Origin of the sequence: Ornithinibacillus proteolyticus (genome assembly GCF_039581225.1) — a bacterium.
GTDB classification, from domain to species: domain Bacteria; phylum Bacillota; class Bacilli; order Bacillales; family Amphibacillaceae; genus Ornithinibacillus; species Ornithinibacillus massiliensis.
This window is the reverse complement of record NZ_JBCPXV010000025.1, coordinates 34,938-58,383: the sequence shown is the minus strand read 5'-3', so window position 1 is coordinate 58,383 and position 23,446 is coordinate 34,938. Positions and strand designations below refer to the sequence as shown.

At 37.8% G+C, this 23,446-nt stretch carries 27 protein-coding genes and 1 pseudogene; 17 read left to right on the top strand and 11 right to left on the bottom strand.

Translation table 11 applies throughout. The annotated features are described in order from the left end of the window. The first annotated feature begins 316 nt into the window (after positions 1-316). The 5 genes from AAIB49_RS12750 (at position 317) to AAIB49_RS12730 (ending at position 5,304) form a co-directional block, all read left to right on the top strand. Complete coding sequence (locus tag AAIB49_RS12750; RefSeq protein WP_481857865.1) at positions 317-1,444, top strand: MFS transporter; 1,128 nt, start codon at positions 317-319, stop codon at positions 1,442-1,444. Positions 1,445-1,877: 433 nt separating this feature from the next. After that, on the top strand, positions 1,878-3,803 hold the full coding sequence (gene abc-f / locus AAIB49_RS12745; protein WP_343458235.1) for a ribosomal protection-like ABC-F family protein: 1,926 nt from the start codon (positions 1,878-1,880) through the stop codon (positions 3,801-3,803). 104 nt (positions 3,804-3,907) lie between these two features. Beyond that, positions 3,908-4,150, top strand: coding sequence for a hypothetical protein (locus tag AAIB49_RS12740; RefSeq protein ID WP_343458239.1), 243 nt, complete (start codon positions 3,908-3,910; stop codon positions 4,148-4,150). A gap of 98 nt (positions 4,151-4,248) precedes the next feature. Further along, positions 4,249-4,584, top strand: coding sequence for a hypothetical protein (locus tag AAIB49_RS12735; RefSeq protein WP_343458234.1), 336 nt, complete (start codon positions 4,249-4,251; stop codon positions 4,582-4,584). A 162-nt stretch (positions 4,585-4,746) separates the two neighbouring features. Next, positions 4,747-5,304: an alpha/beta fold hydrolase gene (locus tag AAIB49_RS12730; protein WP_343458233.1), complete on the top strand. Its 558-nt coding sequence runs from the start codon at positions 4,747-4,749 to the stop codon at positions 5,302-5,304. A 104-nt stretch (positions 5,305-5,408) separates the two neighbouring features. Here the strand turns inward: AAIB49_RS12730 and AAIB49_RS12725 are convergent, their stop codons facing one another. Next, complete coding sequence (locus AAIB49_RS12725; protein ID WP_339216493.1) at positions 5,409-5,924, bottom strand: CueP family metal-binding protein; 516 nt, start codon at positions 5,922-5,924, stop codon at positions 5,409-5,411. A gap of 154 nt (positions 5,925-6,078) precedes the next feature. On the opposite strand from AAIB49_RS12725, the gene AAIB49_RS12720 reads away from it, so the two are divergent. The 3 genes from AAIB49_RS12720 (at position 6,079) to AAIB49_RS12710 (ending at position 8,002) form a co-directional block, all read left to right on the top strand. Beyond that, positions 6,079-7,020: a Gfo/Idh/MocA family protein gene (locus AAIB49_RS12720; protein WP_339216491.1), complete on the top strand. Its 942-nt coding sequence runs from the start codon at positions 6,079-6,081 to the stop codon at positions 7,018-7,020. 184 nt (positions 7,021-7,204) lie between these two features. Then, positions 7,205-7,459: a GlsB/YeaQ/YmgE family stress response membrane protein gene (locus AAIB49_RS12715; protein ID WP_186870796.1), complete on the top strand. Its 255-nt coding sequence runs from the start codon at positions 7,205-7,207 to the stop codon at positions 7,457-7,459. 246 nt (positions 7,460-7,705) lie between these two features. Beyond that, positions 7,706-8,002: a rhodanese-like domain-containing protein gene (locus AAIB49_RS12710; protein ID WP_339216489.1), complete on the top strand. Its 297-nt coding sequence runs from the start codon at positions 7,706-7,708 to the stop codon at positions 8,000-8,002. A 120-nt stretch (positions 8,003-8,122) separates the two neighbouring features. Here the strand turns inward: AAIB49_RS12710 and AAIB49_RS12705 are convergent, their stop codons facing one another. Further along, positions 8,123-8,563 carry a cell wall hydrolase gene (locus AAIB49_RS12705; RefSeq protein ID WP_186870798.1) on the bottom strand — a complete coding sequence of 147 codons (441 nt, stop codon included), beginning with the start codon at positions 8,561-8,563 and terminating at the stop codon, positions 8,123-8,125. 91 nt (positions 8,564-8,654) lie between these two features. Beyond that, positions 8,655-9,032: an SET domain-containing protein gene (locus AAIB49_RS12700; RefSeq protein ID WP_186870799.1), complete on the bottom strand. Its 378-nt coding sequence runs from the start codon at positions 9,030-9,032 to the stop codon at positions 8,655-8,657. Between the two features lie 323 nt (positions 9,033-9,355). On the opposite strand from AAIB49_RS12700, the gene AAIB49_RS12695 reads away from it, so the two are divergent. After that, complete coding sequence (locus AAIB49_RS12695) at positions 9,356-10,729, top strand: hypothetical protein (protein ID WP_343458232.1); 1,374 nt, start codon at positions 9,356-9,358, stop codon at positions 10,727-10,729. Between the two features lie 49 nt (positions 10,730-10,778). Here the strand turns inward: AAIB49_RS12695 and AAIB49_RS12690 are convergent, their stop codons facing one another. Beyond that, complete coding sequence (locus AAIB49_RS12690) at positions 10,779-11,945, bottom strand: MFS transporter (protein ID WP_339216484.1); 1,167 nt, start codon at positions 11,943-11,945, stop codon at positions 10,779-10,781. Positions 11,946-12,233: 288 nt separating this feature from the next. On the opposite strand from AAIB49_RS12690, the gene AAIB49_RS12685 reads away from it, so the two are divergent. The 6 genes from AAIB49_RS12685 (at position 12,234) to AAIB49_RS12660 (ending at position 16,571) form a co-directional block, all read left to right on the top strand. Beyond that, a complete protein-coding gene (locus AAIB49_RS12685) occupies positions 12,234-12,995 on the top strand; it encodes a class I SAM-dependent methyltransferase (RefSeq protein ID WP_343458231.1) in 762 nt (253 codons plus the stop codon). A 202-nt stretch (positions 12,996-13,197) separates the two neighbouring features. After that, positions 13,198-13,884: a DNA/RNA nuclease SfsA gene (sfsA, locus tag AAIB49_RS12680; protein ID WP_339216480.1), complete on the top strand. Its 687-nt coding sequence runs from the start codon at positions 13,198-13,200 to the stop codon at positions 13,882-13,884. 111 nt (positions 13,885-13,995) lie between these two features. Next, positions 13,996-14,577 (top strand): Crp/Fnr family transcriptional regulator, encoded by a 582-nt coding sequence (locus tag AAIB49_RS12675; RefSeq protein WP_343458230.1) that lies wholly within the window; start codon positions 13,996-13,998, stop codon positions 14,575-14,577. Positions 14,578-14,671: 94 nt separating this feature from the next. Further along, positions 14,672-15,448 carry an NAD(P)-dependent alcohol dehydrogenase gene (locus AAIB49_RS12670; protein WP_343458229.1) on the top strand — a complete coding sequence of 259 codons (777 nt, stop codon included), beginning with the start codon at positions 14,672-14,674 and terminating at the stop codon, positions 15,446-15,448. Further along, positions 15,421-15,642 (top strand): zinc-binding dehydrogenase, encoded by a 222-nt coding sequence (locus AAIB49_RS20005; RefSeq protein ID WP_445254517.1) that lies wholly within the window; start codon positions 15,421-15,423, stop codon positions 15,640-15,642. The genes AAIB49_RS12670 and AAIB49_RS20005 overlap by 28 nt, the downstream gene beginning before the upstream one ends. A gap of 413 nt (positions 15,643-16,055) precedes the next feature. Beyond that, on the top strand, positions 16,056-16,571 hold the full coding sequence (locus AAIB49_RS12660; protein ID WP_343458228.1) for a DinB family protein: 516 nt from the start codon (positions 16,056-16,058) through the stop codon (positions 16,569-16,571). An 81-nt stretch (positions 16,572-16,652) separates the two neighbouring features. On the opposite strand, the gene AAIB49_RS12655 is transcribed toward AAIB49_RS12660, so the two are convergent. Together AAIB49_RS12655 and uvsE (AAIB49_RS12650) are read right to left on the bottom strand one after the other, a co-directional pair. Then, on the bottom strand, positions 16,653-17,276 hold the full coding sequence (locus tag AAIB49_RS12655; RefSeq protein WP_343458227.1) for an HAD hydrolase-like protein: 624 nt from the start codon (positions 17,274-17,276) through the stop codon (positions 16,653-16,655). Positions 17,277-17,392: 116 nt separating this feature from the next. Continuing rightward, positions 17,393-18,352 (bottom strand): UV DNA damage repair endonuclease UvsE, encoded by a 960-nt coding sequence (uvsE, locus tag AAIB49_RS12650; RefSeq protein ID WP_343458226.1) that lies wholly within the window; start codon positions 18,350-18,352, stop codon positions 17,393-17,395. 74 nt (positions 18,353-18,426) lie between these two features. On the opposite strand from uvsE (AAIB49_RS12650), the pseudogene AAIB49_RS12645 reads away from it, so the two are divergent. After that, positions 18,427-18,992, top strand: a pseudogene (locus tag AAIB49_RS12645) (DUF6434 domain-containing protein). 10 nt (positions 18,993-19,002) lie between these two features. Here the strand turns inward: AAIB49_RS12645 and uvsE (AAIB49_RS12640) are convergent. The 4 genes from uvsE (AAIB49_RS12640) to AAIB49_RS12625 all read right to left on the bottom strand — a co-directional run bounded on the left by uvsE (AAIB49_RS12640) (position 19,003) and on the right by AAIB49_RS12625 (position 21,796). After that, positions 19,003-19,956, bottom strand: coding sequence for a UV DNA damage repair endonuclease UvsE (gene uvsE / locus AAIB49_RS12640; RefSeq protein WP_343458225.1), 954 nt, complete (start codon positions 19,954-19,956; stop codon positions 19,003-19,005). A 131-nt stretch (positions 19,957-20,087) separates the two neighbouring features. Next, on the bottom strand, positions 20,088-20,843 hold the full coding sequence (locus AAIB49_RS12635) for an HAAS domain-containing protein (RefSeq protein WP_343458224.1): 756 nt from the start codon (positions 20,841-20,843) through the stop codon (positions 20,088-20,090). Then, positions 20,836-21,180 carry a PadR family transcriptional regulator gene (locus AAIB49_RS12630; protein ID WP_343458223.1) on the bottom strand — a complete coding sequence of 115 codons (345 nt, stop codon included), beginning with the start codon at positions 21,178-21,180 and terminating at the stop codon, positions 20,836-20,838. Before AAIB49_RS12630 ends, AAIB49_RS12635 begins: the two co-directional genes overlap by 8 nt. Positions 21,181-21,349: 169 nt before the next feature. After that, on the bottom strand, positions 21,350-21,796 hold the full coding sequence (locus AAIB49_RS12625; RefSeq protein WP_343458222.1) for an AraC family transcriptional regulator: 447 nt from the start codon (positions 21,794-21,796) through the stop codon (positions 21,350-21,352). 192 nt (positions 21,797-21,988) lie between these two features. Between AAIB49_RS12625 and AAIB49_RS12620 the strand changes: the two genes are divergently transcribed. After that, complete coding sequence (locus AAIB49_RS12620; RefSeq protein WP_343458221.1) at positions 21,989-22,636, top strand: SDR family oxidoreductase; 648 nt, start codon at positions 21,989-21,991, stop codon at positions 22,634-22,636. Positions 22,637-22,694: 58 nt separating this feature from the next. On the opposite strand, the gene AAIB49_RS12615 is transcribed toward AAIB49_RS12620, so the two are convergent. After that, complete coding sequence (locus tag AAIB49_RS12615) at positions 22,695-23,339, bottom strand: HD-GYP domain-containing protein (RefSeq protein ID WP_343458220.1); 645 nt, start codon at positions 23,337-23,339, stop codon at positions 22,695-22,697. Between the last annotated feature and the right edge of the window lie 107 nt (positions 23,340-23,446).

Below are 23,446 nucleotides of genomic sequence, written 5' to 3'. Positions count from 1 at the left end.
TTCTCTGGTTGATATTTACAATGAACATCATTCCCAAAGGGAATAATCATGGAGGAGCCGTATGCGATGACCCGCACGTACGGAACTGCGAGAGGCGCATGAGTGATTCATGCGCCTACTCTATTTGAGAAATACAAAATAGGATCACAGGAGTACTAATTTCGACATGATTGGGAAGAGAGACGGATGGTATACTAACGATAGTTGGATTAAATAACGATATAGAGAAAAAGGATGCTACGTAATCTACGTTCTCTCACCCAAGGGTGGAATTAGATTGAAGCTAAATAAAGTACTACCGATTTTGTTTTTAACAATGTTTCTCGTGATGGTTGGTTTTGGAATTATTATTCCAGTCCTCCCGTTTTATGCAGAGGAACTAGGCGCAACACCTACTCAGCTTGGATTATTGATGGCTGTATATTCACTCATGCAATTTATATTTGCGCCGATGTGGGGGAAATTATCGGACCGTATTGGTCGTAAACCGGTCATCATGATTGGGATATTTGGTCTGTCCCTTTCCTTTTTTATTTTGGCTCTTTCCACTCAAATTTGGATGCTGTTTCTAGCAAGGATAATAGGGGGAATCTTATCCGCAGCAAACATGCCTACTATAATGGCATATGTTGCTGATATTACGTCTGAAGGAGAGCGTAGTAAAGGTATGGGAATTATCGGGGCTGCTACTGGGCTTGGGTTTATCTTTGGCCCGGCAATCGGTGGGATTTTTGCAGAAATTCATTTGCACACCCCGTTTTATATTGCTGGTACGGTGTCATTTATTACGTTACTTTTCGTATATTTTACCCTACAAGAATCTTTATGGATTAGCTCTAACAAGCGGAATAAGCGCTCTTCATGGGGGAATGTTCTTGGTGGGTCTATGGCAATGTTATACTTCCTTCAATTCGTTATCTCGGTATCCTTATCCGGGCTAGAAGCAACATTTGCCTACTTTGCGGCAGAAAAAGCAGGACTAGATAGTGTATCATTAGGTTATATTTTTATGATAATGGGACTTGCCAGTGCAGCTGTTCAGGGATCAATGGGGAAACTGACTAAAAAATATGGTGAGGCAGCTATTATACAAGCCGGGATTATCGTCTCTGCGGTTGGCTTTGGACTCCTTTTATTTATTGAAAACTTTACTACAGCTGCCATATTTCTTGCAATATTCGGAGTCGGTAATGGGGTTATTAGACCGAGTGTTTCTTCATTACTAACAAAGAAATCGAATATGGGACATGGGATGGCGACGGGTTACTTATCTTCATTCGACTCCTTGGGGAGAATTATTGGTCCGGTTATCGGTGGAGTTTTATATTCCGTAGCAATTGGATTGCCTTATCTTACTGGTATAATATTATCTGTTTTAGCCTTATCTTTGTATCGGGTTTATGCAAGAAGGGACACTGGGATAGGCTCGTCCCGACAAATTTAGGATTATCGAAAAGGGTCTATTTACAATATGAAGAAAAAGTGCGATAATTAAGGAAATTCCGAGGGGGTAAGTAAGAAAATGATGCCAACAAATTGCTAATTATTAATTAATGTAATTAATAGGGATTTTTAATGTGTAACGTATCAATTAGCCTTTAGTTAGGTTTATTTGTTATGCCATTAGGAATCAGGCAATTTATAAGGCGACTTACTTACTGAAAATGGGAAAAAACTATCTAATACACTTTGGGCATGACTTTTGCTCTCTTTTATTGGATGGAATGATTACTATAGGATACCTATAGCTATAAAACTACCCTTTTAGACTGTAAGAAGCGATATCTTCTTATAGTCTTTTTTCATATTAACGAGTAGTAGTCTTCTTAGTCTGTCTTGCAATGGTGTAACGTACTGGACGAAAGAAGGTAGATGACATGTTAGAGTTTAAAGTAAACGGTTTGAAAAAATTTATGGAAGCAACATTAGTATTAGAGGATGTTACGTTTGAAGCATTTGACGGGGATAGAATAGGTATAGTTGGCGTAAATGGTAGTGGGAAAAGCACCATTCTAAAGATTATAGCTGGGTTAGAGCCAATGAATTATTACCCAGGCTATCCACAAACCTCAAGCTATGGTTACGATGAGGGGGTCATTCAGATAGTCCCAAATAACTCGACTGCTGCTTATTTGGAGCAAATGCCCGAGTATCCAAAAGGCTTGAAGGTTATCGATATTTTAAATCTAGCCTTTGAAGAAATTGATGCAATAGAAAAGCAAATGCGAGATCTGGAAGAACAAATGGAAGCATTACAAGGTACCGCATTAGAGAAAGCGTTGAATAAGTACAGTAACGTCGTTCAAGTCTTTGAATTAAAAGGTGGATATGACAGGGGAGAAAAGTTAAGCAAGGTGTGTACGGGGCTAAAAATGGATGAGAGCTTTCTAAATAAAGAATTTGATATCCTAAGCGGTGGGGAGAAAACTACTGTTATTTTAGGGAAACTTCTTATTCATAATCCCGACATTTTATTATTGGATGAACCAACCAATCATTTAGATATGGAATCAATTGAATGGTTAGAAAGTTATCTGAAAAGTTATCAGGGAATTGTGCTCATTGTATCGCATGACCGCTATTTTCTTGACCATGTTGCAACGAAAATAGTGGAAGTAGAAGATAAACGATCATTCAGTTACAAGGGTAACTATTCCTCATTTGTCAGTCAAAAGGAGGAGAATATAAGGATACAGCTAGAGCAATATCGCCAGCAACAGAAAAAAATTAATGCGATGGAGAGTGCGGTAAAGGATTTAAGAGACTGGGCGATTCGTGCTGATAATAATAAGTTTTTCCGAAGGGCTGCAAGTATTCAGAAACGATTAGAGAAAATGGAACGTCTTGATAAACCATCAACTGATAGAAAAAATATGAGATTAGGCTTTAAGGAGGTCGAACGTTCGGGGAAAGAAACAATCAAAGCAACCAAGCTTTCTAAGTGCTATGGAGAGAAGGTAATTTTTAAAGAGGCGGAGCTTATGGTTCATTATGGTGAACGAGTAGGGTTAATTGGACCGAATGGTAGTGGCAAGACTACATTTCTAAAGATGCTACTAGGGGAAGAACAACCAGATACTGGGGAAATTAAATTAGGTGCAAGCGTTAAGGTAGCCTATTTGCCACAAAAGATTACCTTTGAAGAGGAAAACCGTATGTTAATTGAAGTCTTTCGTGAAAATATTTCTATACTAGAAGGAAAAGCACGGGAGTATTTAGCAAAATTTATGTTTTATAAATCGAGTGTATATAAGCGGGTTAGACATTTATCTGGTGGAGAGCGAATTCGGTTGAAGCTAGCGATTTTACTTTATCAAGAAATAAATCTATTAATTTTGGATGAGCCAACCAACCATTTAGATATTGACTCCATTGAGGCCCTTGAAGAGGCATTGGAGGATTTTCAAGGTACTATCTTTTTTATCTCGCATGATCGTTATTTTATTAATAAACTGAGTGATAGAATCATTGTGGTGGAGGACTATGCGCTAAAAAGCTATCTAGGCAACTATGATTATTATAAACAGGAAAAGGAAAAAATAAGCAACCAAGGTGTATCGGCACCTCCATCGAAGCAAGTAGTAAAAAGGGATCGGAAACCTGTTAAAAAAGAGAAGGCTTTCGATAAAGAAAAGCTGCTAGTCAAAATAGAATTACTCGAAAGGGAGATTAAAAACATTGACACAGCTATGGCTGCAGATCAAATTGACTATCAGCATCTTCAAGATTTGTATAATAGAAAAGTAGAACTCAGCGAGGAATTGAATGTAGCAACGGATTTATGGTTAGGTTCAAGTTATTAATTTCTACTATTTAGACAGTGTCAGTCTCTGTTATTGGTGCTAGGGAGACTGACACTACTATCGATTGTGAACAAAACAACCTTTAGGGGGTGGGTTAAGTGAAAATGGAAACGTATTATCTAGCAGTAACCTATGATGTATGTGTACACAACGACTTATACGAAGATATGAATCAATATCTGCTCGATTCATCTAAGGAAATGGAAAAACAAGTAGCGGAAATTGCCGAACAGGACATCGCCCCAGTCGTTAAAGTTTTTATAGCTAATTCGGCAGATGTTAAGGGTGATGTTACATTATATAAAGAATTTTACTTTAAGGAATTTGAATGTAATTGCACGGAGTAAGTTGAATTGGTAATTCATTCTCAACCATTTTTTAGTTTTTTTTGATGATAGTTGGACAAGTTAAAAAAGAAATTAAAAGTAGGTTGAGGTGAATGTTTATGATTATGAAGCGGCACTTATGGTTTAATCTTGCGATGATTATTTTCCCTTGGATGACGTTACTGTTTATTGGCAAGAAAAGTTTTAAGCGGTTTGCAATAGGAGGTTTTTTCATTATTGGGTTTGAGATTCTGAATCATCTGTATGGAAATCGCAGAAAATGGTGGAAGTTTTTTGATAAAAAGGATGCTTTCTATAAGGATGAACTTCCATTTAGTATTGGGCCATATATGCCACTATCGATGTGGATTTTGAAATATACATATGGTAACTTTAAAAAGTTTTTTCCTAGTAAACGCAATTGTAGATGCACTTTTCGCGTTCCCTGGGATTGAAGTGCTAAAGAAATATAAGATTGTGGGACTTAAGCGGTTAAGTAATTTACAGTTCTTTTTTTACTTGCATTATAAAGCGTACTTATTGTACGGCTTGCAATATTTAGTTGATAAGGTTATGAGAAAAGGGGAAACAGCTTAAGGTAAGAAGGGGGGATAACCATGAATCCAGCTTTAATGTTTATACATAGTGCTGGTCCTCAAGGGGAAAATCAAGGGAGTTATAACCTGATAAAATATGTACATAATAGACTTGGCAATAACGCTGAGGTTATTTCTCCGAAAATGCCAACACCAGAAGATCCAAAATACAGTGACTGGAAGAATGAATTGGACAAGGCGTTGGCTAAACACTCTGGAGGGATAGTATTAGTAGGGCACTCTTTAGGAGGATCTGTTCTATTAAAATATTTCTCTGAGGAAGTTTATCATGTGAAAGTATTGGGCTTGTTTATTGTAGCAGCACCATTCTGGGGAAAAGATAATGATTGGCAACGGAAGGACTTTTTTCTTCAAGAAACATTTGAACAACACCTCAAGGAAATACCTCATATATTCCTTTATCACAGCAGAGATGAAGAAATTGTCCCTTTATCACACCATAGTGTATTAGCAGAGAAATTACCTCAAAGTACGTGTAGGATACTCGATGGATCCGATCATTTATTCGAGAATGGATTACCTGAGTTAGTTAGGGATATCCGAAGATTGTTGCGATAAATAAAAGTGTAATAATGAGGACTTAAGCAGTCGTCAACCCGAATGAAGCACGATATTAAAATCGTGGTATTCATTCGGGTTTACTTTTTACATACTTTTGCACCTTACAATAATTGCATTGTAGTAATACACGTATTATCACCGTCAAAAGTAGATATTGTTGATTCAGCGGCTTTGCCATCATACTCAATCTTCACTTGATATATTCGGTCACGTGGTAACCATAAATCAATAAATCCATTGGCAAATGATGTAAGGGTATCATCCACCACGACATTGCCTTCTTCATCTTCAATATAAACATTAAATTCTTTTTCCACTAACTCTCCCTGGCAGCCTGTTAAGCTATGGATCGCACATTCATGAGTTGACTCTTCAAATGGAGCAATAGAAACAAAAAACTCGTCTTCTGGAAGAGGATATGTTTCTTTCTTTTGATTATGATCTGTCACAATCAGTTCTTGTGAATTGATAGAAGCAGATACATCTTCATGACTTCCTACACTATACTCATGGACTAATTCCTTAATATCCTTCTTATCTTCCTGCGATGTATCACCACAAGCTGCTAGTATAAGTACAAGTAATATACTGCTTATGCCGATTAGAGCTTTTTTCATGTTTATCAACTCCTGCTTATCATCTAATACGTATTTTACTATATTACGAGTCTATGTACTGCCTAATTCACGAAAAGTTCATACTTATTTCAGCTTTATGGTACTATTATTATCGAAAGAGATAGAGTCTCATACAGGTAAAGGAGAAATGATCATGCGTATAGGAATTATAGGTCTTGGTGCAATTGGACAACGACTCATGAAGCGCTTTACAGAACATAAGGAAGTTGAAATTGTTGCGGTATGTGATCAAATGGAATCATTAGCAATGGAAACAGCGAATGATTTAGGTGGAATTAACGCTTATACAGACTACCAACAGTTAATTGCAGATGAGAAAGTAGAGCTAGTATATGTGGCAGTACCACCTAAACTTCACCATCCCATCGTTATGGAGGCATTGAAAGCAGGAAAGCATCTCCTCTGTGAAAAGCCTTTAGCTAATTCGTTAGAAGAGGCAGAAGAAATGTACCTTACTGCCAAACAGGTGAATGTTGTACATGCGATGAATTTCCCACTTAATTACGAACCAGCAACCAATAAATTTGCGGAAATGATGCAAGAAAAATACATTGGAAAATTACGTCGATTACAGCTTTCTATGCACTTCCCACAATGGCCACGAGCATGGCAGCAAAACAACTGGGTAGGTGGTCGTGAACAAGGTGGGTTTGTATTAGAGGTTGGCGTTCATTTTATCCAGCAAATAGTAAAGATGTTTGGCGATGTTAATGATATCCGAACACAACTAGAACTACCAGAGGATCCTTCTAAATGTGAAACAGGTATTATAGCAACCGCAAAACTTGCAGATGGTACCCCAGTCCTCATTGAGGGGTTAAGCCAAATCCCAGGTAAGGAATATATTGGATTCACAGCCTATGGTACAGAAGGTTCATTATCCTTAGATAACTGGGGTATTATTAGAGCCGGGAAAAACGGTGAAGAGCCGAAAGAAATTTCCTTTGAACATCAACCATATAACAATCTAATAGATGAGTTAGTAAAAGCAACAAAAGGGGAAGAAGCAGAGATTTATGATTTTGAAATCGGCTTTAAGGCACAGCGTGTGTTAGAGCAATTAAGGAAAATATAAAAATCAGTCCTACCTACCAAGTGTTTCGTTAACATTTGGTAGTTTTTTGTGATGAAAATGAAATACCATAATTACTCTAGAGAGTAAGTAGAACGTTAAAATTTATTATGTCGTGTTTAAATTTTTCTATATTGGATAAACATATAATAGATATAATTCTATTTTGACATAGGAGGAATTCATCATGGGTTTCATTTGGAGTTTAATTGTTGGAGGTATTCTTGGTTGGATTGGTAGCCTTATCGTCGGCAGGGATGTACCAGGTGGAGTATTTGGTAATATTATTGCTGGAATTATTGGAGCATGGATTGGATCGTTTTTACTTGGTGATTGGGGTCCAGAAATAGGTGGATATAACATTATCCCGGCACTAATTGGAGCCATTATCCTAATCTTTGTGATTAGTTTAATTATGAGAGCAATGCGTAAGGCTGATTAATATAAGAACACCCACGCTACAGGGCTAGGTGTTCTTTCAATTATACAAGGAAAACAGTAAAAAAATCCTAGTTGACATATTCTTCAGGATTTTACACTGTCACTTCAGGATTTGAGAGGCATCTTTCAGGATTTCTCCCCTTCTCTTCAGGATTTCCAAAATTATATACGAAGCAGAGATATTGCAAAGCCTCTCCATTCTATATAAGATAAACCTATTAGTAAATTACTTGGAGGAATGGTAATCGTGAAAGAAATTACAGCAAAGGAACTAGAACAAAAGCTAACGACAGGGGAAGCATTGAATATAATTGATGTTCGTGAGGATGAAGAGGTAGCAATGGGGAAAATTCCAGGAGCGAAACATATCCCACTAGGTCAAATTCCTGAACGTCTTGAAGAATTAGATAAAAATGACCATTATTATATGGTATGTCGTTCTGGAGCAAGAAGTGGGAACGCAACGGATTTTCTAACAGAGCGTGGCTATAATGTTACGAATATGGTTGGCGGAATGCTGGATTGGGAAGGAGAAGTCGAGTAAGCACTCTGCTTCTATATAAATACGTTTTTTTTCCTTTCGAATAGGAAATGGTACAAAATAAGCAGTTCAATTTGTTTTAAATTGAACTGCTTTTGTATATCCCCACAATAAGTATGGGGATCACCATATATAAACACTCTCACATGTATCAGCCTGTGGCTCATAATAGCAATGTTGTTTAAACTGGCCAGCAAATGGCTGATCATACCAGGTAGGAGGGCATGGAGCATATGGATTAAAGTACCAAAGCGCATACTTAGAAGGATGCTCTCTCCAATAGTCTAGTGTTTGTTTGGCTAATCTTTTTTCTGATTCTCTTGCTCTATTATAGAAAACATTCCCTTTTTGCACAGCTTCAAATGAGTAGTTTCCACCTTGCACTTGATAAATGACATCCGGTATCGAGCGTAAATCTACAAAGTCTAAACAATTCGCTTTTAATCGATTGACAATGACATTTCCGACCATTAGCATGCCAAGCTTTCCTTCGCCTTCTGCTTCTGCACGCATCATTCTAGCCATTAAATCAATATCACTATCGTTATACTTCACTCTTGCCATTTTCATCACCTCTTAAAATAGTATGAAAAATATTGGCAATGGTTCATTTGGACGAAAGGATATTTTGAAAAATTATAAAGTCAAGGATTAATCAATCCCGATCAAACCAAAGCAGCTCCTGGTCATCTGCCTCTCCGTTGTAATTGATTAAAATTTCATCACCGGCTTTGATATCTTTGTATGCATAAAAGTCAAATGTATGATTATCAAAGTTAATTTCATAAATTGCATTTGGTTCATAGGAATGATTAAATAGCATGCCATATCCGAGAAGGATGGCTGTATGATTTATGCCGTATTCAAAGGCATAATCGGCAAGTAATGTTTTTTCAATAAATTGATGCTGGTCGTTAGGATAAGCGATAACAGGTGCTTCATGTAATAGCTCTCCCTTTTTGATGGCACGTGTAGCAAATACTCCTCTATTAAACTCTCCGTCACTAACAGAAGATGTTTTGATTTCAATCATATTTGTTCTCCTCAAGATTTTGTCTTCTTTTATACTGTAACATTAATCCAGTACTTGGACCTATAGTTTAGGTCAACGAAATGTAGCAAACTTTTGTAATCTTTAGTGTACCCGTTTCGAATCATCCTATTGCTTAAAAGCAAAATCCATTGAAAAATAAGTTCTTTGGAAGTGATAAGTACATAAAATGAAACGTGCATCGGATGCAGTTTATTCACAGCATTCACTAGTGATGAACATAAGTTTACATTGCTCATGTGAACTACACAGGGGAGTTATGCTACACTAGAACTATATGGATGTTTTAGAGAGGGGTCCAGAGCTTGGATTTACAGAAGGAAGTATCAAAGCTAACCAAAAAGGAATTAGTTGAATTAATTATGGAGCTTGTTGAGGGCGATCAGGATATTGCGAAGAAGATCGAATTTAAATTAGTTACGCCTAATGATGAAGTAAAAGCAAGTAAACAATTAATTCGTAAATATATAAATGAAAATAAACGGCAAGGTTTTATTTCCAGACGTAATGTACATGCTGCTCTACAGGGTGCTGAGATGGTGCTTGATAAGGGACGGGATAAGCTGGTAAATGGGGAAGAAGAGCTAGCTATTGAACTAGGAATTACAGTATTATCAATCGTTATCGATATGCTTCAGTATACGGATGATTCTAATGGAGAGATTGGCTTTGTTATAAATGAAAGTATCACCCTACTTCAGGATGCCTCATCCCTCGTACTGCTTTCCTTAAATCATCGTGGCCAGGAAAGGGCTTTTGATCTAATTCTAAAGGAAGCGATGCACAAACGTTATGATGGATGGAACGATACTCGTTATGAGCTATTAGATGTTTGTACAATCTATTCTGCTCGTTCTTCAGAAAGAAGGAAGCTAGAGGAAACATTAGAAAAGCTGTTAAGCCAAGTTTCCGATATGTCTTCTCTTTCATCTGATTATGATAAACAAGCCATCCTACAGCTTCAGTTAAAGATAATGGAACGGAATGGTGAAATGGAACAGGCTAGCCAGTTTGTTCATCACCACATAGAATATGATGAATTTCGGAAAATGGCTATTGAAAAAGCAATTGAAAATGAAAATTATGAAACAGCCTTACAGCTTTGTAAAGAGGGCGAAGAAAATGACAGTAAATATCCAGGTCTAGTAAAGCAATGGAAAGAATGTCGACTACAAGTCTATGAAATTATAGAAGATATGGAAAAGCAAAAAGATATACTGATAGAATTTGTATTAGACAATGAATATGAGGCATATGGGAAGCTAAAGGAGTTGTATTCTCCAAGCGAATGGCAGACTGCCCTAGAGAAGATATTTGAATTATTGGAAGGGAAATCGTCCAATTACCTTCCCCATGTATATGAGTACATCGCAAAGCTTGAGAATCGTAGTGATAAAATATTAAAGTATGTGGAGCAAGCGCCATCCACCATTATCGAGCTTTATCCATATTTGATTGCCGATTATCGGGATAGAGTGGAAGAGATTTTTATGCAACATATCCTATCGGAAGCAGAGGATGCAACCGATAGAAAGAAATATCGTCATGTATGTAGGAAGCTAGTCGTCTATAAAGAAGCTTGTGGAGACGAGAAGTTCACTAGCGTAGTACAGCAGTTAAAAGATACTTATGAGCGAAAACCAGCATTTGTGAATGAACTGGAGAAAGTAGAAAAATAAACGACAAGATAAATCCCCCCTGTATGTATCGTACAGGGGGGATGATTGATTAATAGCGTTGGAGCATCTTGGATGATGTAGGATTAGCTAATTTAAGTCTTGCATACCCAACTAAAATCAGTACGACCATCCCAATTAAAAACGCAACAAAATAAGGAGAAATAACATCACGAGTAGCCCCTGTAATGAACGAGCTTGTTATCATACCAAGTGAATTAACTGCAGACATAATACCAAAAGCCCGACCATGTCCTTCACTTGAGACTGCATTAGTAATGGCGGTTGCCATTGCTGGCATCATCACTCCCAAAAAGAACCCTAATAAGAATAACGATAACGGAAGGGCGACTAAGCCATTTAATATGGTAAAAATACTTAGAGCCATGCCAAATAATCCAAACAGCATCCGTTTCGTCGGATCAAAGCGATTAATGAAAAATAATACGGATGAGGCAAAGGTTCCCACCCCCATAAAACTAAATAATACACCAGTCGTTGCAGTGGAAAGCCCTTGTTCAACTGTTAAATACGGAACCTCATAAATTATGACCCCATGAATATACATCACAGCAAAAGCAGTAAGAAATACCATCTGTAAACTTGGCATCTGTAGTACTTGTCTAAAACCTAGTTGTTGTTCATGATTAACCCTAATAATACTCTGCTTTTCCTTTAAAAATCGAGCAGTATAAAGAGCTGTTAGCAAGAGGGAGGTCCCGATTACATAGTACGTATTCGCATAGCCAATTTGAGCTCCTAACTGTCCACCGATAATAGGTGCGATAATACTAGCAATCGTACCAAGAATCCCCATAATCGCGATGTTTTTCCCTTGTTGGTGACTATTTTTGGCATACCCTGATAGCAAGGCCAAAGCAGAAGGAATTAAAAAGGCTAAGGATAGCCCATTGAGCGTTCGAACAACTAGTAAACTAGTAGAGTCGGAAACAAGTGCATGTCCGAGAAAGAGACAGCCAGATAGGAATAGAGACAAAGCAATAAATCCTTTCTTACCAAACCGATCGGACAGTGGACCTGCTATTAAATTCCCTGTTAAATTAGCAAATGATGCAATACTCAACATGACTCCGATTAGCACACCGGATGCTCCCATACTTGCTGCATAAGGTGCAAAGATAGGGGATTGCACACTCATCACCAAGCTAACGAAAAACATAATAACAAAGATGTGTAGTTTATCTACTGATGTTCTCAATTTTCTTCACCTCAAGAAAAATATATGCTGGACAAAGCATATTAAGACGAGCTTTTCCGTGAAGTGAATGTAAAATTCGTATGATTGATATGTATATAAACGTAAAAAAGCCAGAAATCATTTTTTGATTTCTGGCTTTAATTATCATTTCTAAAGTAGGTAAGCCTCTATCTACATGATACAAAAAATTAAATTATAAGTCTATAATTAATTTTTTTCTATGGGAGAATGAAGTTGTCGACAGGAACGTAACGTTACGGAAATTATTTGACTTAAGGAGGTCCTATGATGAAACGGACAATGCCAACAGAGGAAGCCATTAAGCGGTGGAATCTGCATGCAGAAAGGTTTACTGCCGGATATAGTGAATTTGGTGACTGGAGTCGTGTATTATTTTTAAATCCTACTATTTTTTCCTTGTTAGGGGACGTAGATGGGAAGTTGATATTGGATGCAGGCTGTGGAGAAGGTTATCTGAGCAGAATTTTAGCAGATAAAGGGGCAAGGATAACGGCAATTGATTATTCAGAAAAAATGTTAGAACTGGCTAAAGCACGAACCCGAGAAGATTTGGAAATCGACTATTATCACGGAAATTGTGAAAATCTTAGTTTTCTAGATGATGAGCAATTTGATACCATTGTTTCGAATATGGTCATTCAAGATCTAGAGGATTATGAAAGCTGCTTACAAGAAATGTACCGACTGTTAAAACCAGGTGCAAGCTTCGTCTTCTCCATCCTTCACCCATGTTTTATCACGCCGGATAGTGGTTGGATTCGTAATGAACAAGGAGTGAAAGAACACTGGAAGGTGAGCAGGTACTTTTATGAAGGGGTATATGATCAGCGTTTACCAATTCAGTCCAATAAGCCAATCGTATATTATCATCGAACACTTTCAAGCTATGTGAAAGCTATAATAAGTGCTGGATTTACGATTGAGGATTTAGTGGAACCGAAGCCATCAAAGGAGATATTAAAGGAGTATCCTGGATATGAAGAGGATTTGAATTGTGCTACCTTTATGGTGTTTAAGTTGAGGAAGTAGTCATAACTAGGGGCTGGGATATAACGAAAAGAATGTAAAGCCGAATGATACACGATACTTGCTTACCATTCGGTTTTCCTTTAAAAAAATTTCTTTGTCCCAGCCCCATTTCATCATACAATCCTCATGTGTAATACCTCTTTATCCCTAGAGGCATGGTATACTCAAACCATAAATAGGAAAATGGAGCGGAAGTGTTGTTATGCGGTATGGAACAGTAATCACAGGAGTATTACATAGAAAAGTAAATCGATTCATTGCTGAAGTCATCATAGATGGTGTGATGGAGCATGTCCATATTAAAAATACAGGTCGTTTGAAAGAACTGCTTGTACCTGGAGCGGAAGTAGTCATGGAATTAAGTACGAATCCCAATCGAAAAACAAAATTCTCTCTTATTGCGGTTTGGAAGAATGGTCGATTAGTTAACATTGACTCCCAAGCACCAAATAGAGTTGTCTTGGAGGCAATTAGGGAGGGAAGAATGAAGGAGCTTGGAAAGGTAGGCGTACTGAAGCGAGAAGTATCCTATGGCGATTCTCGATTTGATTTTTATTATGAAAAGGGCAGTGAGAAAGGGTTTATCGAGGTCAAGGGAGTAACATTAGAAGAGCAGGGAATAGCCATGTTTCCAGATGCACCAACAGTAAGAGGGACAAAGCATGTACTGGAGCTGATAAAAGCAAAGGAGGAAGGATATCAGGCGACTATTATATTCGTTATACAAATGAAAGGATGTAACCGACTCATCCCTCATTCTAAGATGGATGAAGCATTTGCCAACGCATTAGTAAGCGCGGCTGAATGTGGAGTACAAGTTTTAGCGTATGATACGGTGGTGAAGGAGAACGAATTAACGATAGATCAAGCTGTGCTAGTTTCATTGTGAAACTTCCGTTCGAGCTCGTAGTAATTTTCTAAAATATATAAATTTAATATTTTGCAATGGAATATAATGATAAGATAAATGAAGAGATTATATTCGTAAAGGAGAATGGCCATGAAGGAAATTCTATCTAAGTATATGCCTAAGCATACGAATCTGAGTGAAGCGGAGCAAGAAGCTATTATCAAAGAAATCGTGGTGGAGCACTTTTTGAAAGGAACGGACTTAACGAAGCAAGGGTATCGACTAGACACCACGACGGATTGTTATTTCGTACTAGCAGGCTGTGTGAGGCAATACTATATTGATGAAGACGGTAGAGAATTCACCTCCAATTTCTATACAGAGGAACAGGCCATATTATTAGCGAACTTTGGTGATTCTAGCCAAGTTTCTAACTACTCGTTAACCTGTGTAGAGGATTCCGTGTTAGTTGTTTCTGATATTATGAGAGAAGAAGAGATGTATCTTGACTATCCGGAGCTTGAAACGATGACACGGCGTATGATGGAAGGATATCTTGGTCAGACTCAAAACGAACTTGCTCAATTCTATCGTTTATCCCCAGAAGAGCGCTACAAATCTGTCATCACAAACAGGCCAGACCTCATAACCCGTGTTCCCCAGCATCAACTGGCAAGCTATCTCGGGATTACACCAGAGTCATTAAGTAGAATAAAAAAACGAATGCAATAATTTTTTTCCATATCCCCCTCATCTTAACTTAAGTCAATGCCGGATGGATGAGTGTCTATTATGATAATTTAAAAAGGATTGAGGGTGGATGAAGATGAAGGCAATTATTACTTCGAAATACGGAGCACCAGATACGCTAGAATTAAAGGAAGTGGAAAAACCGGTGCCGAAAGCGGATGAGGTACTGGTGAAAATTCATGCGGCATCGGTGAATTATGGCAATATTGTATTACAGAGAGGAAAGCCTTATATCGCTAGGCTTGCATTTGGACTTCGTAAGCCAAAATTCCCAATTCCAGGTGGGGATATGGCTGGAACGATAGAGGCCATTGGGGAAAGGGTAACAGAGTTTAAGATTGGCGACGAGGTGTATGGTGATCTGTCTAGCTGTGGATGGGGGACTTTTGCAGAGTACGCAACAGCGCCGGAGAAGGCTGTTGCACATAAACCTCGTAATCTATCATTTCAAGATGCTGCAGCAGTACCGATGGCGGCGACTACCGCATTACAGGCAATCCGTGATAGTGGCAACATAACAGCTGGACATAAGGTGCTAATTCATGGGGGATCAGGTGGTGTTGGAACATTTGCAGTTCAAATTGCAAAAGCTTTGGGTGCAGAGGTGACAACGGTTGTCAGTACAAGAAATGTAGCCATTGCACATGAACTAGGTGCTGATCATGTAATAGATTACAAGAAGGAAAAACTGGACGATAAGGAACAGTTATATGATTTGGTCATAGGAGTCAATGGTTCTCAGCGTCTCTTAACCTATAAACAAATACTTCAGTCTGGTGGCCGATTTATTCATGTAGGTGGTACGGAAAGCCAAATTATCAAACCATGCTTTTCGGACCATTTATTTCGATGACTGGAAATAAAAAAATGGCTACTTTTTTGCAACAACCGAACCAGGGGGATCTAATCAGGATGAAGGAGCTAATTGAATCGGGGAAAGTGAAGCCAGTAATCGATAGAAGCTTTTCACTACAAGAAGTCCCAGAGGCGCTCATGTATTTTGAAGAAGGTCATAGTCAAGGTAAGATTGTCATTACGATTTGTTAAGGAAGGGATCGGGACATAACGAAAACAAAGATAATAAAAAACGAACCATCACTATCATTACCCGGAAATATACGGAGACTCCTGTGGGAGGAAAGGGCACTGCCTGAGACCCCGGAAGAGCTTTAGCTCTGAGGAGGCTCACCAGCCGCCCACGGACGCGTAGTATATTTCAGGGGCGGGTCTGATGCGCTAACTTTCATGTTCGGTTTATCCTATGTAGAAATAGTTTTGTCCCAGCCTCTTTAGCTATAGGGCTACTCTATTTTTCTCCTCCGAACTCAATATCCAACTTATAAGCATATACATATCCTAATTGGAATAATGTGTATGTAGGTGGCAATCATGTCACCCCTGAAAATTTTAGAATGGATTCAAGAAGGAACTTTTACTAGACGCCTTCAAGGAGGATTATGATGAGTCAGGTGATTACAGATTATTTCCAGGAAACAAGAGGAGCGCTACTGCAATTGATTGAAGGATTAAGCTATGAGCAATTTAATGCGACACCAAATGAAGAAAAGTGGAGCGTTGCTCAGATTTGCCATCATCTAGCATTATTCGAACTTGCTACGATAAAAGCGGTGAAGGATGGATTACGGGAGGATAACAGTACGAAGAGTGATCCGAAAGATATAAAGTTAATTTTAGATCGATCGAAGAAGGCACATGCACCAAAGGCAGTAGAGCCAGGTGGTGGACCGTTTGAGGTGCAAGAGATGGTTGACATGTTGAGAATTACAAGGAAAAAATTACATGAAACGATGGATAGCTTGGAAGATTGTGCTGTACTAAATGAAAAATCAGTTGTCCATCCTAGGTTTAGGTTACTTTCCTTACACCAGTGGGTGGAGACAGTACCATTGCATGAACAACGGCATATCGAACAAATTAAAGAGATTATGGCAGGATGGGCTTACGGAACACGCTAGTATTCGATGTAGCGTGTTTTTAAATGGAAAGAAAAGCTACCCTCAGGGATTATATATCTGCTTCTACTCTGAGGGTAAGTCTTAAATTATTGCTAAAATATCATCTGGCGTTTTGGCTTGAAAGTCGGGCTTTAGCTTTTCAATCGCTTCAATGGAATCATATCCCCAGCCAACCCAGATAATTTTAATCCCTGATTTTTTACAGGCAAGGATGTCTCTTTGTTCATCCCCGATATAAATTACTTCAGACGGGTGTAACTTATGTTCACTAAGATATTTATCGATGAGCTTATCTTTACCAAGGATACTACTAGAACATAAAACACGTTCGATCGTTGTGACCTTATTGCGTTTTAAGAAACGGATAATATTATCTCTTGAATTAGAGGAGATGATACTAGTTTTATAGCCTTTACGATCAAGCTGTTGTAAGGTAGACTTCATCCCATCAAATAAACGTAGTTGGTGTAACGATTCTTGATATAATTTATATAATTTCGGTGCGATAATAGGTAGTTTAAACATCGAAAAGTTTACATGCTTCATCCTTTGCTTAAGTGAGAGTTGTTTGAGGATAGGTATTTCATGATGCTTTATTTCTTTTAGATTATGTTTCTTAGCAAGACTATTCCAGCTGGATATTAATACTCCAAGTGAATCGACAAGTGTTCCGTCAAAGTCAAAAATTACATGTTTGATCACCATTTACACTCCATTCCAAAACGGTAGAAGGAGAACAACGTATTTACCTACCTTCCTCTAGACTATAGCATATGCTCCATCATATTAAAAATAATGCCCAAAATTGCTTAAGAGGCAATTTACTTTAGGTTGAAAGAAGAGCCATCAACCACTTCAACATCATCCCGATTTTTAATTTCCTCCATTAGCTTAAACAGCGCTTTATCCTTTTGCTTTGCTTCAATCATACAATCAATTTGAGGGATGGACCCCCTTATTTCATGTAAAAAGTCAAAAAAGAGCTTGCTATCGATATAATCAGCATGGTGACGAAAACTTTTCTCACTTTTTGGACTAGATATGTGCATCTTAATAGGCAGTGGAGAATGTTCCCATGACTGTACGATACTATCCCATTGCCGCTGCCAATTCGAATCTTGATGCAGGGCTAGATGGTGGTGGTAGTCAAAGACAAGTGGGATATTAAGCTTCTGACAAAGGTAAAGCGTATCCTCTAATGTAAATGAGGTATCATCGTTTTCTAACATAATTAGCTTCTGGATACCTGTTGGAACATCCATCCAGGTTTCTATAAACTGCTCCAAAGATTTTTCCTTATCCATATATTTCCCCCCAACATGTATAACACAGCGATGGGTAGGGTCTATTTTCATTTCCTTTAAAATCAAATAATGCATTTTCAAGGTTAGGATGGATTGGTGAAACACATCTTTATTAGGGGTGTTAAGTAGCACAAAGTGATCTGGGTGGAAATCGACCCGTAACTGGTGCTCTTGAATATATGTTCCTTTAATAAATCTTTTATTGGCATGATAAAATCCCAGTCCAAAAGCTCCTGATGATATGCTAGTGGAATCAGTCTTGAAGTTAATCGGTAAAAGTGGATTTCGGATGCAACAGTATGTTTTAGTAATCGCAATGTAGTTCGTTAGGTTTGAGCGTGCAATTCGTTCTAATTTTCGAATGGCTGCCTCTCGGTCCGCTATTTTTTGAAATTGCGTAAAAGTCATTGTTTGTGATGGAGATGCGTTTTTTAATTCCATGCTCATGGCTACATAACCAAGTCGTACAAGTGTCATGATGTGTCACCTCTTGTAAAAACATATTGTTAAAAGGGAACTAATGTTCTATAATAAATGTGGAGGTGCATAGTTTGAGACCGAAATTATCAAAAGAATTGCATGTGGATAGGTTTAAAGACTTTTATTGGCTAAAGGAAGAGTTACAAGTATTCTGTAGAGAACATGGGATAAGCGCAACTGGTTCTAAGCTTGAGATTTCCAATCGAATCGAAACTTTCCTTCGTACAGGGGAGATACTAAAGCCTGTTAGAAAGTCGAGACGAAAGGCAGAGGGAGTCCTCAGTTCTCAGCTATCTCTAGAAACAGTTATTACAGAAAATCATCGTTGTAGTCAAGCTGTCAGAGCATTCTTTAAGACGATTATTCCCAATTTTCATTTCTCTACTCATATCCAAAACTATTTTAAGACGAATGTTGGTAATACATATCGTGATGTAGTAGATGCTTGGTATGAGGAGGAAGAACAAAGAAAGATCCATCCTATAAAAAAGAAATAGCGCCTCAATTTGAATACAATCGGTTTATTCGTGATTATTATGCTGATTCAAAAAATCAAGGGAAAAGTCGTGAAAAGGCGATCGAGGCTTGGAATGAAGTGAAAAAACGTCCAGGAAGTAACCAATATAATCCCAGTTAAATTAGATATATTACCAAACTATCGAGGCTCCTGAGGTTCGCTTTACTCCACGGATTTTGGCAATATCATCAACTAATTGAAGCATAGCAAGATTCTTTTGTTTTGCTTCGATCATGATGTCAAAGTCTCGATTTAGGGCCTTGGCGATTTTTAAAAAGGGAAGTATAAATTCAACATCAACATAATCAGCATGTGAACGAAAGGCTGATTCTGATTTTGGTGAAGAGATATGTACTTTTGGAAGCATATCCCGATGATGCCATGTATTAAATATCCGAGTTAAATAGTCTTCCAGCTCGGCTTCTCCTTGATTGGCCATGTAATGATGGTAATCCAAAATCATCGGAATTCGTTCCCGTTCACAAGCTTCTAATGTTTCCTTGATATTATAAGTTTTGTCGTCATTTTCTAATGTCATATAATATTTCATGTCATCAGGCAGACACCGTAAATTTTCATGAAATCTTACTAAAGTATTTGCTTTATCTCCATATGCACCGCCAATATGAATATTCATAATGGATGTCTCTAAAATACCCATTGCTTCAAGCATGTTATAATGATATTCCATATCCGTCACAGCACTTACGGTTACTTCTTTTCTTGGACTGGTAAACAGGGTGTATTGGCCAGGATGAAAGCTTGTTCGCATTTGGTATTTCTTGACTAGTTGACCTAATTCTTCCCACTCATTCTTAAATGGTGTAATGAAGTCCCATCCTACCTCAGGATGTGTAGCCAAAGGGACAAGCATACTTGAGAAACGATAGAGCTCAATTTCGTGTGCAATATTATAGTATAGAATTCGCTTTGTGTGCTGTAAATTCTGTGCTGTGACTGCTTGTAATGTAGCTAGCCGTTCATGCTTAGGAAGAGCAGAATATCGTTTAAAGGTCAGTGTTTTAGATGGGCTAGCATCCCATAAGCCAAGTGCATTTGCAACATAACCAAACCGGATTTTCATGTAAGACTCCCCTTAATTGGTAACATATAGTTTATGCTTTGTTATAAGGTTTCTGTCTATACAGAAAATGTACTTGGAAGAGAAAAAGAGGAAGCTCCCATAGACATGGAACCTTCCCGATTGCTGGTCAATTAGCTATGCTTATAGTTAAGATTATTAATCCATACATAAATGCCTATCCCAACTATGAAAATAATGTTACTTACGATTAGTTGCATTTCAGCATCTAATGCCGTTTTACTAAGTAAATAATCTGGTAAAACAAGTAAGGCAACAATTGCAATTAGAATTGCTGTTTTAGCCCAAATGGAAAGGCAGATGATAAATAGCACCATAATTCCTGTTATAATCATTGTCCCGGTTTGCCCAAATTCCATAACTGGAGTTTCTACTGAGCGATTAAGAAAAATTAACCCAACATACAATCCGATAGGGACTAACGTTACAATCAGTAACAAGAGAAACTGGTTCAGGTTTGAAAGATAATGACTAGCGATATATCGAAATGCTAGAAAAAGAGTGACAATAAAAATTCCTGCAATTACGATATGACCAATTATTTCTAGTATGGAATAGGATAACGAACCTGCCCCTGCTAATGCATCTTTAAAAATAGTAAAAGAGAATGAGCCAACGATGATCATAAAGATGTATTTTAGCCATGACCGTAAGTCGATCTTCATTTCATCGTCAATCATCTGCATATATTCCTTCGGGGAGTTACCAACTATTTTTTCAATAGGTTTTCCTCTTTTTTCTGCTTCAATTAAATGTGTTTCCAATTCCTCTATAATCGCTTCGATTTCTTTGGACTTCTTTCCACTAGAAAATAAATAAACCCGTAGATCTTCTATGAAGGTCTTGCTTTTGTTTGATAGTTCATGCATGGTTATCTTCTCCTTTGAATTCATGTTTAAGTACTCTGTTTACATTGGACTGTAAGTAGTCCCAACGCTCCATAAACTCTGCCAGTTCCAGTTCGCCCTTAGGCGTCAACGAATAATATTTCCTGCGAGGTCCAGCTGTAGATTTTCTTAATGTGGAGGTGACCAGTTTTTCTTTCTGCATCCGCATTAATAGTGGATATATGGTACCTTCACTGAAGGATTGAAAGCCGTATTCCTCAAGTTTTTCGGTTAGTTCGTAACCATATACCTCCTTATCTTTTATGATGGCAAGAATACAACCATCTAAAATGCCTTTTAGCATTTGGGTTGTTGACATATTACGTGACCTCCTTTGCTATATTGTAATACAAGGGTTGTAGGAATTGAAAAATGCCTTGCAATACAAAGTATATGTGTAGAATAACATATACTATCTTGTAATGCAAGGGTAAATTTCTTATTGTATGGAGGTCATCTAGTCAAGAGAAGACAAACCTCTCAAGCTACTATTTAATTGGCACGCATACTTCACAGTAATGGTTTTTCAATAGGTCCGCTTTGTATCGTTCCATTATCGGTTTGTTATCCATCTGATATCCACTTTTTTGTATCCAAGTATGTAGCTTAGTATATGCCTCTTTTATTGCTTCCGTTGTATGCTTGATTTTAAACATAATGTATCTTCCGCCAAGAAGTTCACGTTCGCTAATGGTATTATCTAATAGGTAATCGTTATCGATTACGATACAAGCATCAAATCGACAGTCTTCAGGTTTTGTAGACGCTGGATTGTCTAATGGGACTGCATACAGAATGGATGATTGAAGAAGATTTCTCGCACTAGCCCAACCTTTTAATTCGGTCATCACGTTAATATTTTCCGGGCCATATGGACCAATCCGCCTCTTATAAGCAATCCGATAATTGGGGAGGGTTTCTAATTTATATTCCATCATTAATTCTTCCTTTCCTCATATATTATTTGGTACATTTCGAATGTAACATGCTTTAAAATTATTTTCATACTATTTTTTTAAAATTTTCAGGAAGTTTTTTGATAGGGCATAATACGAAAGCAATATCTTTGATAAAACTGCCTTCTTTTGAAACAATATAACTATCCATAGTGAAGGGAGTTTTCAGACATGAAAGTATTTCTTATCGGTTCAAATGGTCAGGTTGGAAGACATATTGTGAAGTTCCTTCAAGAAAGTAATAAGCACGAGTTAACTGCTATGGTTCGTAGCGAGGAGCAGGCAGAGCAATGGAAAGCATCTGGTGTGAAGGCGGCTATAGCGAATTTAGAAGGTAGTGTAGAGGAGCTTGCAGAAGTGATGCGAGGTTCTGAAGCGGTAATCTTTTCGGCTGGATCTGGGGGACATACAGGTCCAGATAAAACATTGCTCGTTGATTTAGATGGTGCGGTGAAGTCGATGGAAGCAGCTGAAAAGGCTGGAATCAAGCGATATATTATGGTTAGTGCTTATAAGGCGCATGATCGTGAATCGTGGAAAGATAGTCCGATTAAACCATACATGGTGGCTAAACATTATGCAGACAGAATGCTTGTAGCAAGCGATTTAAACTATACCATCCTAGGTCCAGGACTACTACTCAATGAACCTGGTACAGGGAAAATTGCAGTTGGCGAGGAAATTCAAAAAACATCAATACCGCGTGAGGATGTAGCAAGGACAGTGGTCGCAGCTTTAGATGAGGAAAAGACGTACCGGAAGACATTAGAAATCATGTCTGGGGATACACCAGTTGAAGATGCATTAAAGCGACTATAGGTAATAAAAGTAGGGCGAACAAAAGGTTATGTTCGCTCTACATCCTTTAATCTAGCTATTATAAAGAATCTGAAGGCGTATCGAATGGCTTATACATTTTTTCGATAAAATTGATATTATACGTATCATACCAGTTCTCTGGTAGCTCTAACTCCGTTAACAAATGAATGAACATTTCTACTAGATTCCCGTCAAATTGAGACCATGCACATCTCGTTAATTCTTCAAAAGCCTCATCATGGGACATTTTCGATAGCTTGTAATTTCTCTCATCGTAAGTCATCGTATCAAAGGAATCACAGATTCTAATAATTCTCCCTTGAACCGAGATTTCTTCTCCTACTAATCTTCTCGGATACCCTGTCCCATCCCAATTTTCATGATGGTCACGAATAAAAGCAGCAGCTCGCGTTTTACCTAGCTCTTTTCGAAGAATCAGGTTACCAATATGGCTATGACTTTCAATAATGGTTCTCTCAATTGGATTTAACTTTCCAGGTTTCAATAATATTTCTTTTGCTATACCAATTTTTCCGATGTCATGTAAAAATGCTGCAACTCGCAAATCATCATCATAACAACCAGCTTCTTTTGCAAGCATGGCTGAGAGATACATAACACGTAAAGAGTGATGCTTAAACAATTGCAATACTTCATGATCTTGGGCGATGTTTTCAAATAGGGATTCCGGAGTTCGAATCATTTTATAGCTCCTTTATCAGCTTATTTGTATGCTTAGTATAACAGATTATTATAAGTTTTTTGTCTATTTTGACTGAACATACTATACTAGAGTTCAACATATTCTAT

Coding starts and splice junctions, on each gene's coding strand:
- AAIB49_RS12750 (WP_481857865.1), top strand. CDS start 317: ATGTTTCTCGTGATGGTTGGTTTTGGAATTATTATTCCAGTCCTCCCG.
- abc-f (WP_343458235.1), top strand. CDS start 1,878: ATGTTAGAGTTTAAAGTAAACGGTTTGAAAAAATTTATGGAAGCAACA.
- AAIB49_RS12740 (WP_343458239.1), top strand. CDS start 3,908: ATGGAAACGTATTATCTAGCAGTAACCTATGATGTATGTGTACACAAC.
- AAIB49_RS12735 (WP_343458234.1), top strand. CDS start 4,249: ATGATTATGAAGCGGCACTTATGGTTTAATCTTGCGATGATTATTTTC.
- AAIB49_RS12730 (WP_343458233.1), top strand. CDS start 4,747: ATGAATCCAGCTTTAATGTTTATACATAGTGCTGGTCCTCAAGGGGAA.
- AAIB49_RS12725 (WP_339216493.1), bottom strand. CDS start 5,924: ATGAAAAAAGCTCTAATCGGCATAAGCAGTATATTACTTGTACTTATA.
- AAIB49_RS12720 (WP_339216491.1), top strand. CDS start 6,079: ATGCGTATAGGAATTATAGGTCTTGGTGCAATTGGACAACGACTCATG.
- AAIB49_RS12715 (WP_186870796.1), top strand. CDS start 7,205: ATGGGTTTCATTTGGAGTTTAATTGTTGGAGGTATTCTTGGTTGGATT.
- AAIB49_RS12705 (WP_186870798.1), bottom strand. CDS start 8,563: ATGGCAAGAGTGAAGTATAACGATAGTGATATTGATTTAATGGCTAGA.
- AAIB49_RS12700 (WP_186870799.1), bottom strand. CDS start 9,032: ATGATTGAAATCAAAACATCTTCTGTTAGTGACGGAGAGTTTAATAGA.
- AAIB49_RS12685 (WP_343458231.1), top strand. CDS start 12,234: ATGAAACGGACAATGCCAACAGAGGAAGCCATTAAGCGGTGGAATCTG.
- sfsA (WP_339216480.1), top strand. CDS start 13,198: ATGCGGTATGGAACAGTAATCACAGGAGTATTACATAGAAAAGTAAAT.
- AAIB49_RS12675 (WP_343458230.1), top strand. CDS start 13,996: ATGAAGGAAATTCTATCTAAGTATATGCCTAAGCATACGAATCTGAGT.
- AAIB49_RS12670 (WP_343458229.1), top strand. CDS start 14,672: ATGAAGGCAATTATTACTTCGAAATACGGAGCACCAGATACGCTAGAA.
- AAIB49_RS20005 (WP_445254517.1), top strand. CDS start 15,421: ATGCTTTTCGGACCATTTATTTCGATGACTGGAAATAAAAAAATGGCT.
- AAIB49_RS12660 (WP_343458228.1), top strand. CDS start 16,056: ATGAGTCAGGTGATTACAGATTATTTCCAGGAAACAAGAGGAGCGCTA.
- AAIB49_RS12655 (WP_343458227.1), bottom strand. CDS start 17,276: ATGGTGATCAAACATGTAATTTTTGACTTTGACGGAACACTTGTCGAT.
- uvsE (WP_343458226.1), bottom strand. CDS start 18,352: ATGACACTTGTACGACTTGGTTATGTAGCCATGAGCATGGAATTAAAA.
- uvsE (WP_343458225.1), bottom strand. CDS start 19,956: ATGAAAATCCGGTTTGGTTATGTTGCAAATGCACTTGGCTTATGGGAT.
- AAIB49_RS12635 (WP_343458224.1), bottom strand. CDS start 20,843: ATGCATGAACTATCAAACAAAAGCAAGACCTTCATAGAAGATCTACGG.
- AAIB49_RS12630 (WP_343458223.1), bottom strand. CDS start 21,180: ATGTCAACAACCCAAATGCTAAAAGGCATTTTAGATGGTTGTATTCTT.
- AAIB49_RS12625 (WP_343458222.1), bottom strand. CDS start 21,796: ATGGAATATAAATTAGAAACCCTCCCCAATTATCGGATTGCTTATAAG.
- AAIB49_RS12620 (WP_343458221.1), top strand. CDS start 21,989: ATGAAAGTATTTCTTATCGGTTCAAATGGTCAGGTTGGAAGACATATT.
- AAIB49_RS12615 (WP_343458220.1), bottom strand. CDS start 23,339: ATGATTCGAACTCCGGAATCCCTATTTGAAAACATCGCCCAAGATCAT.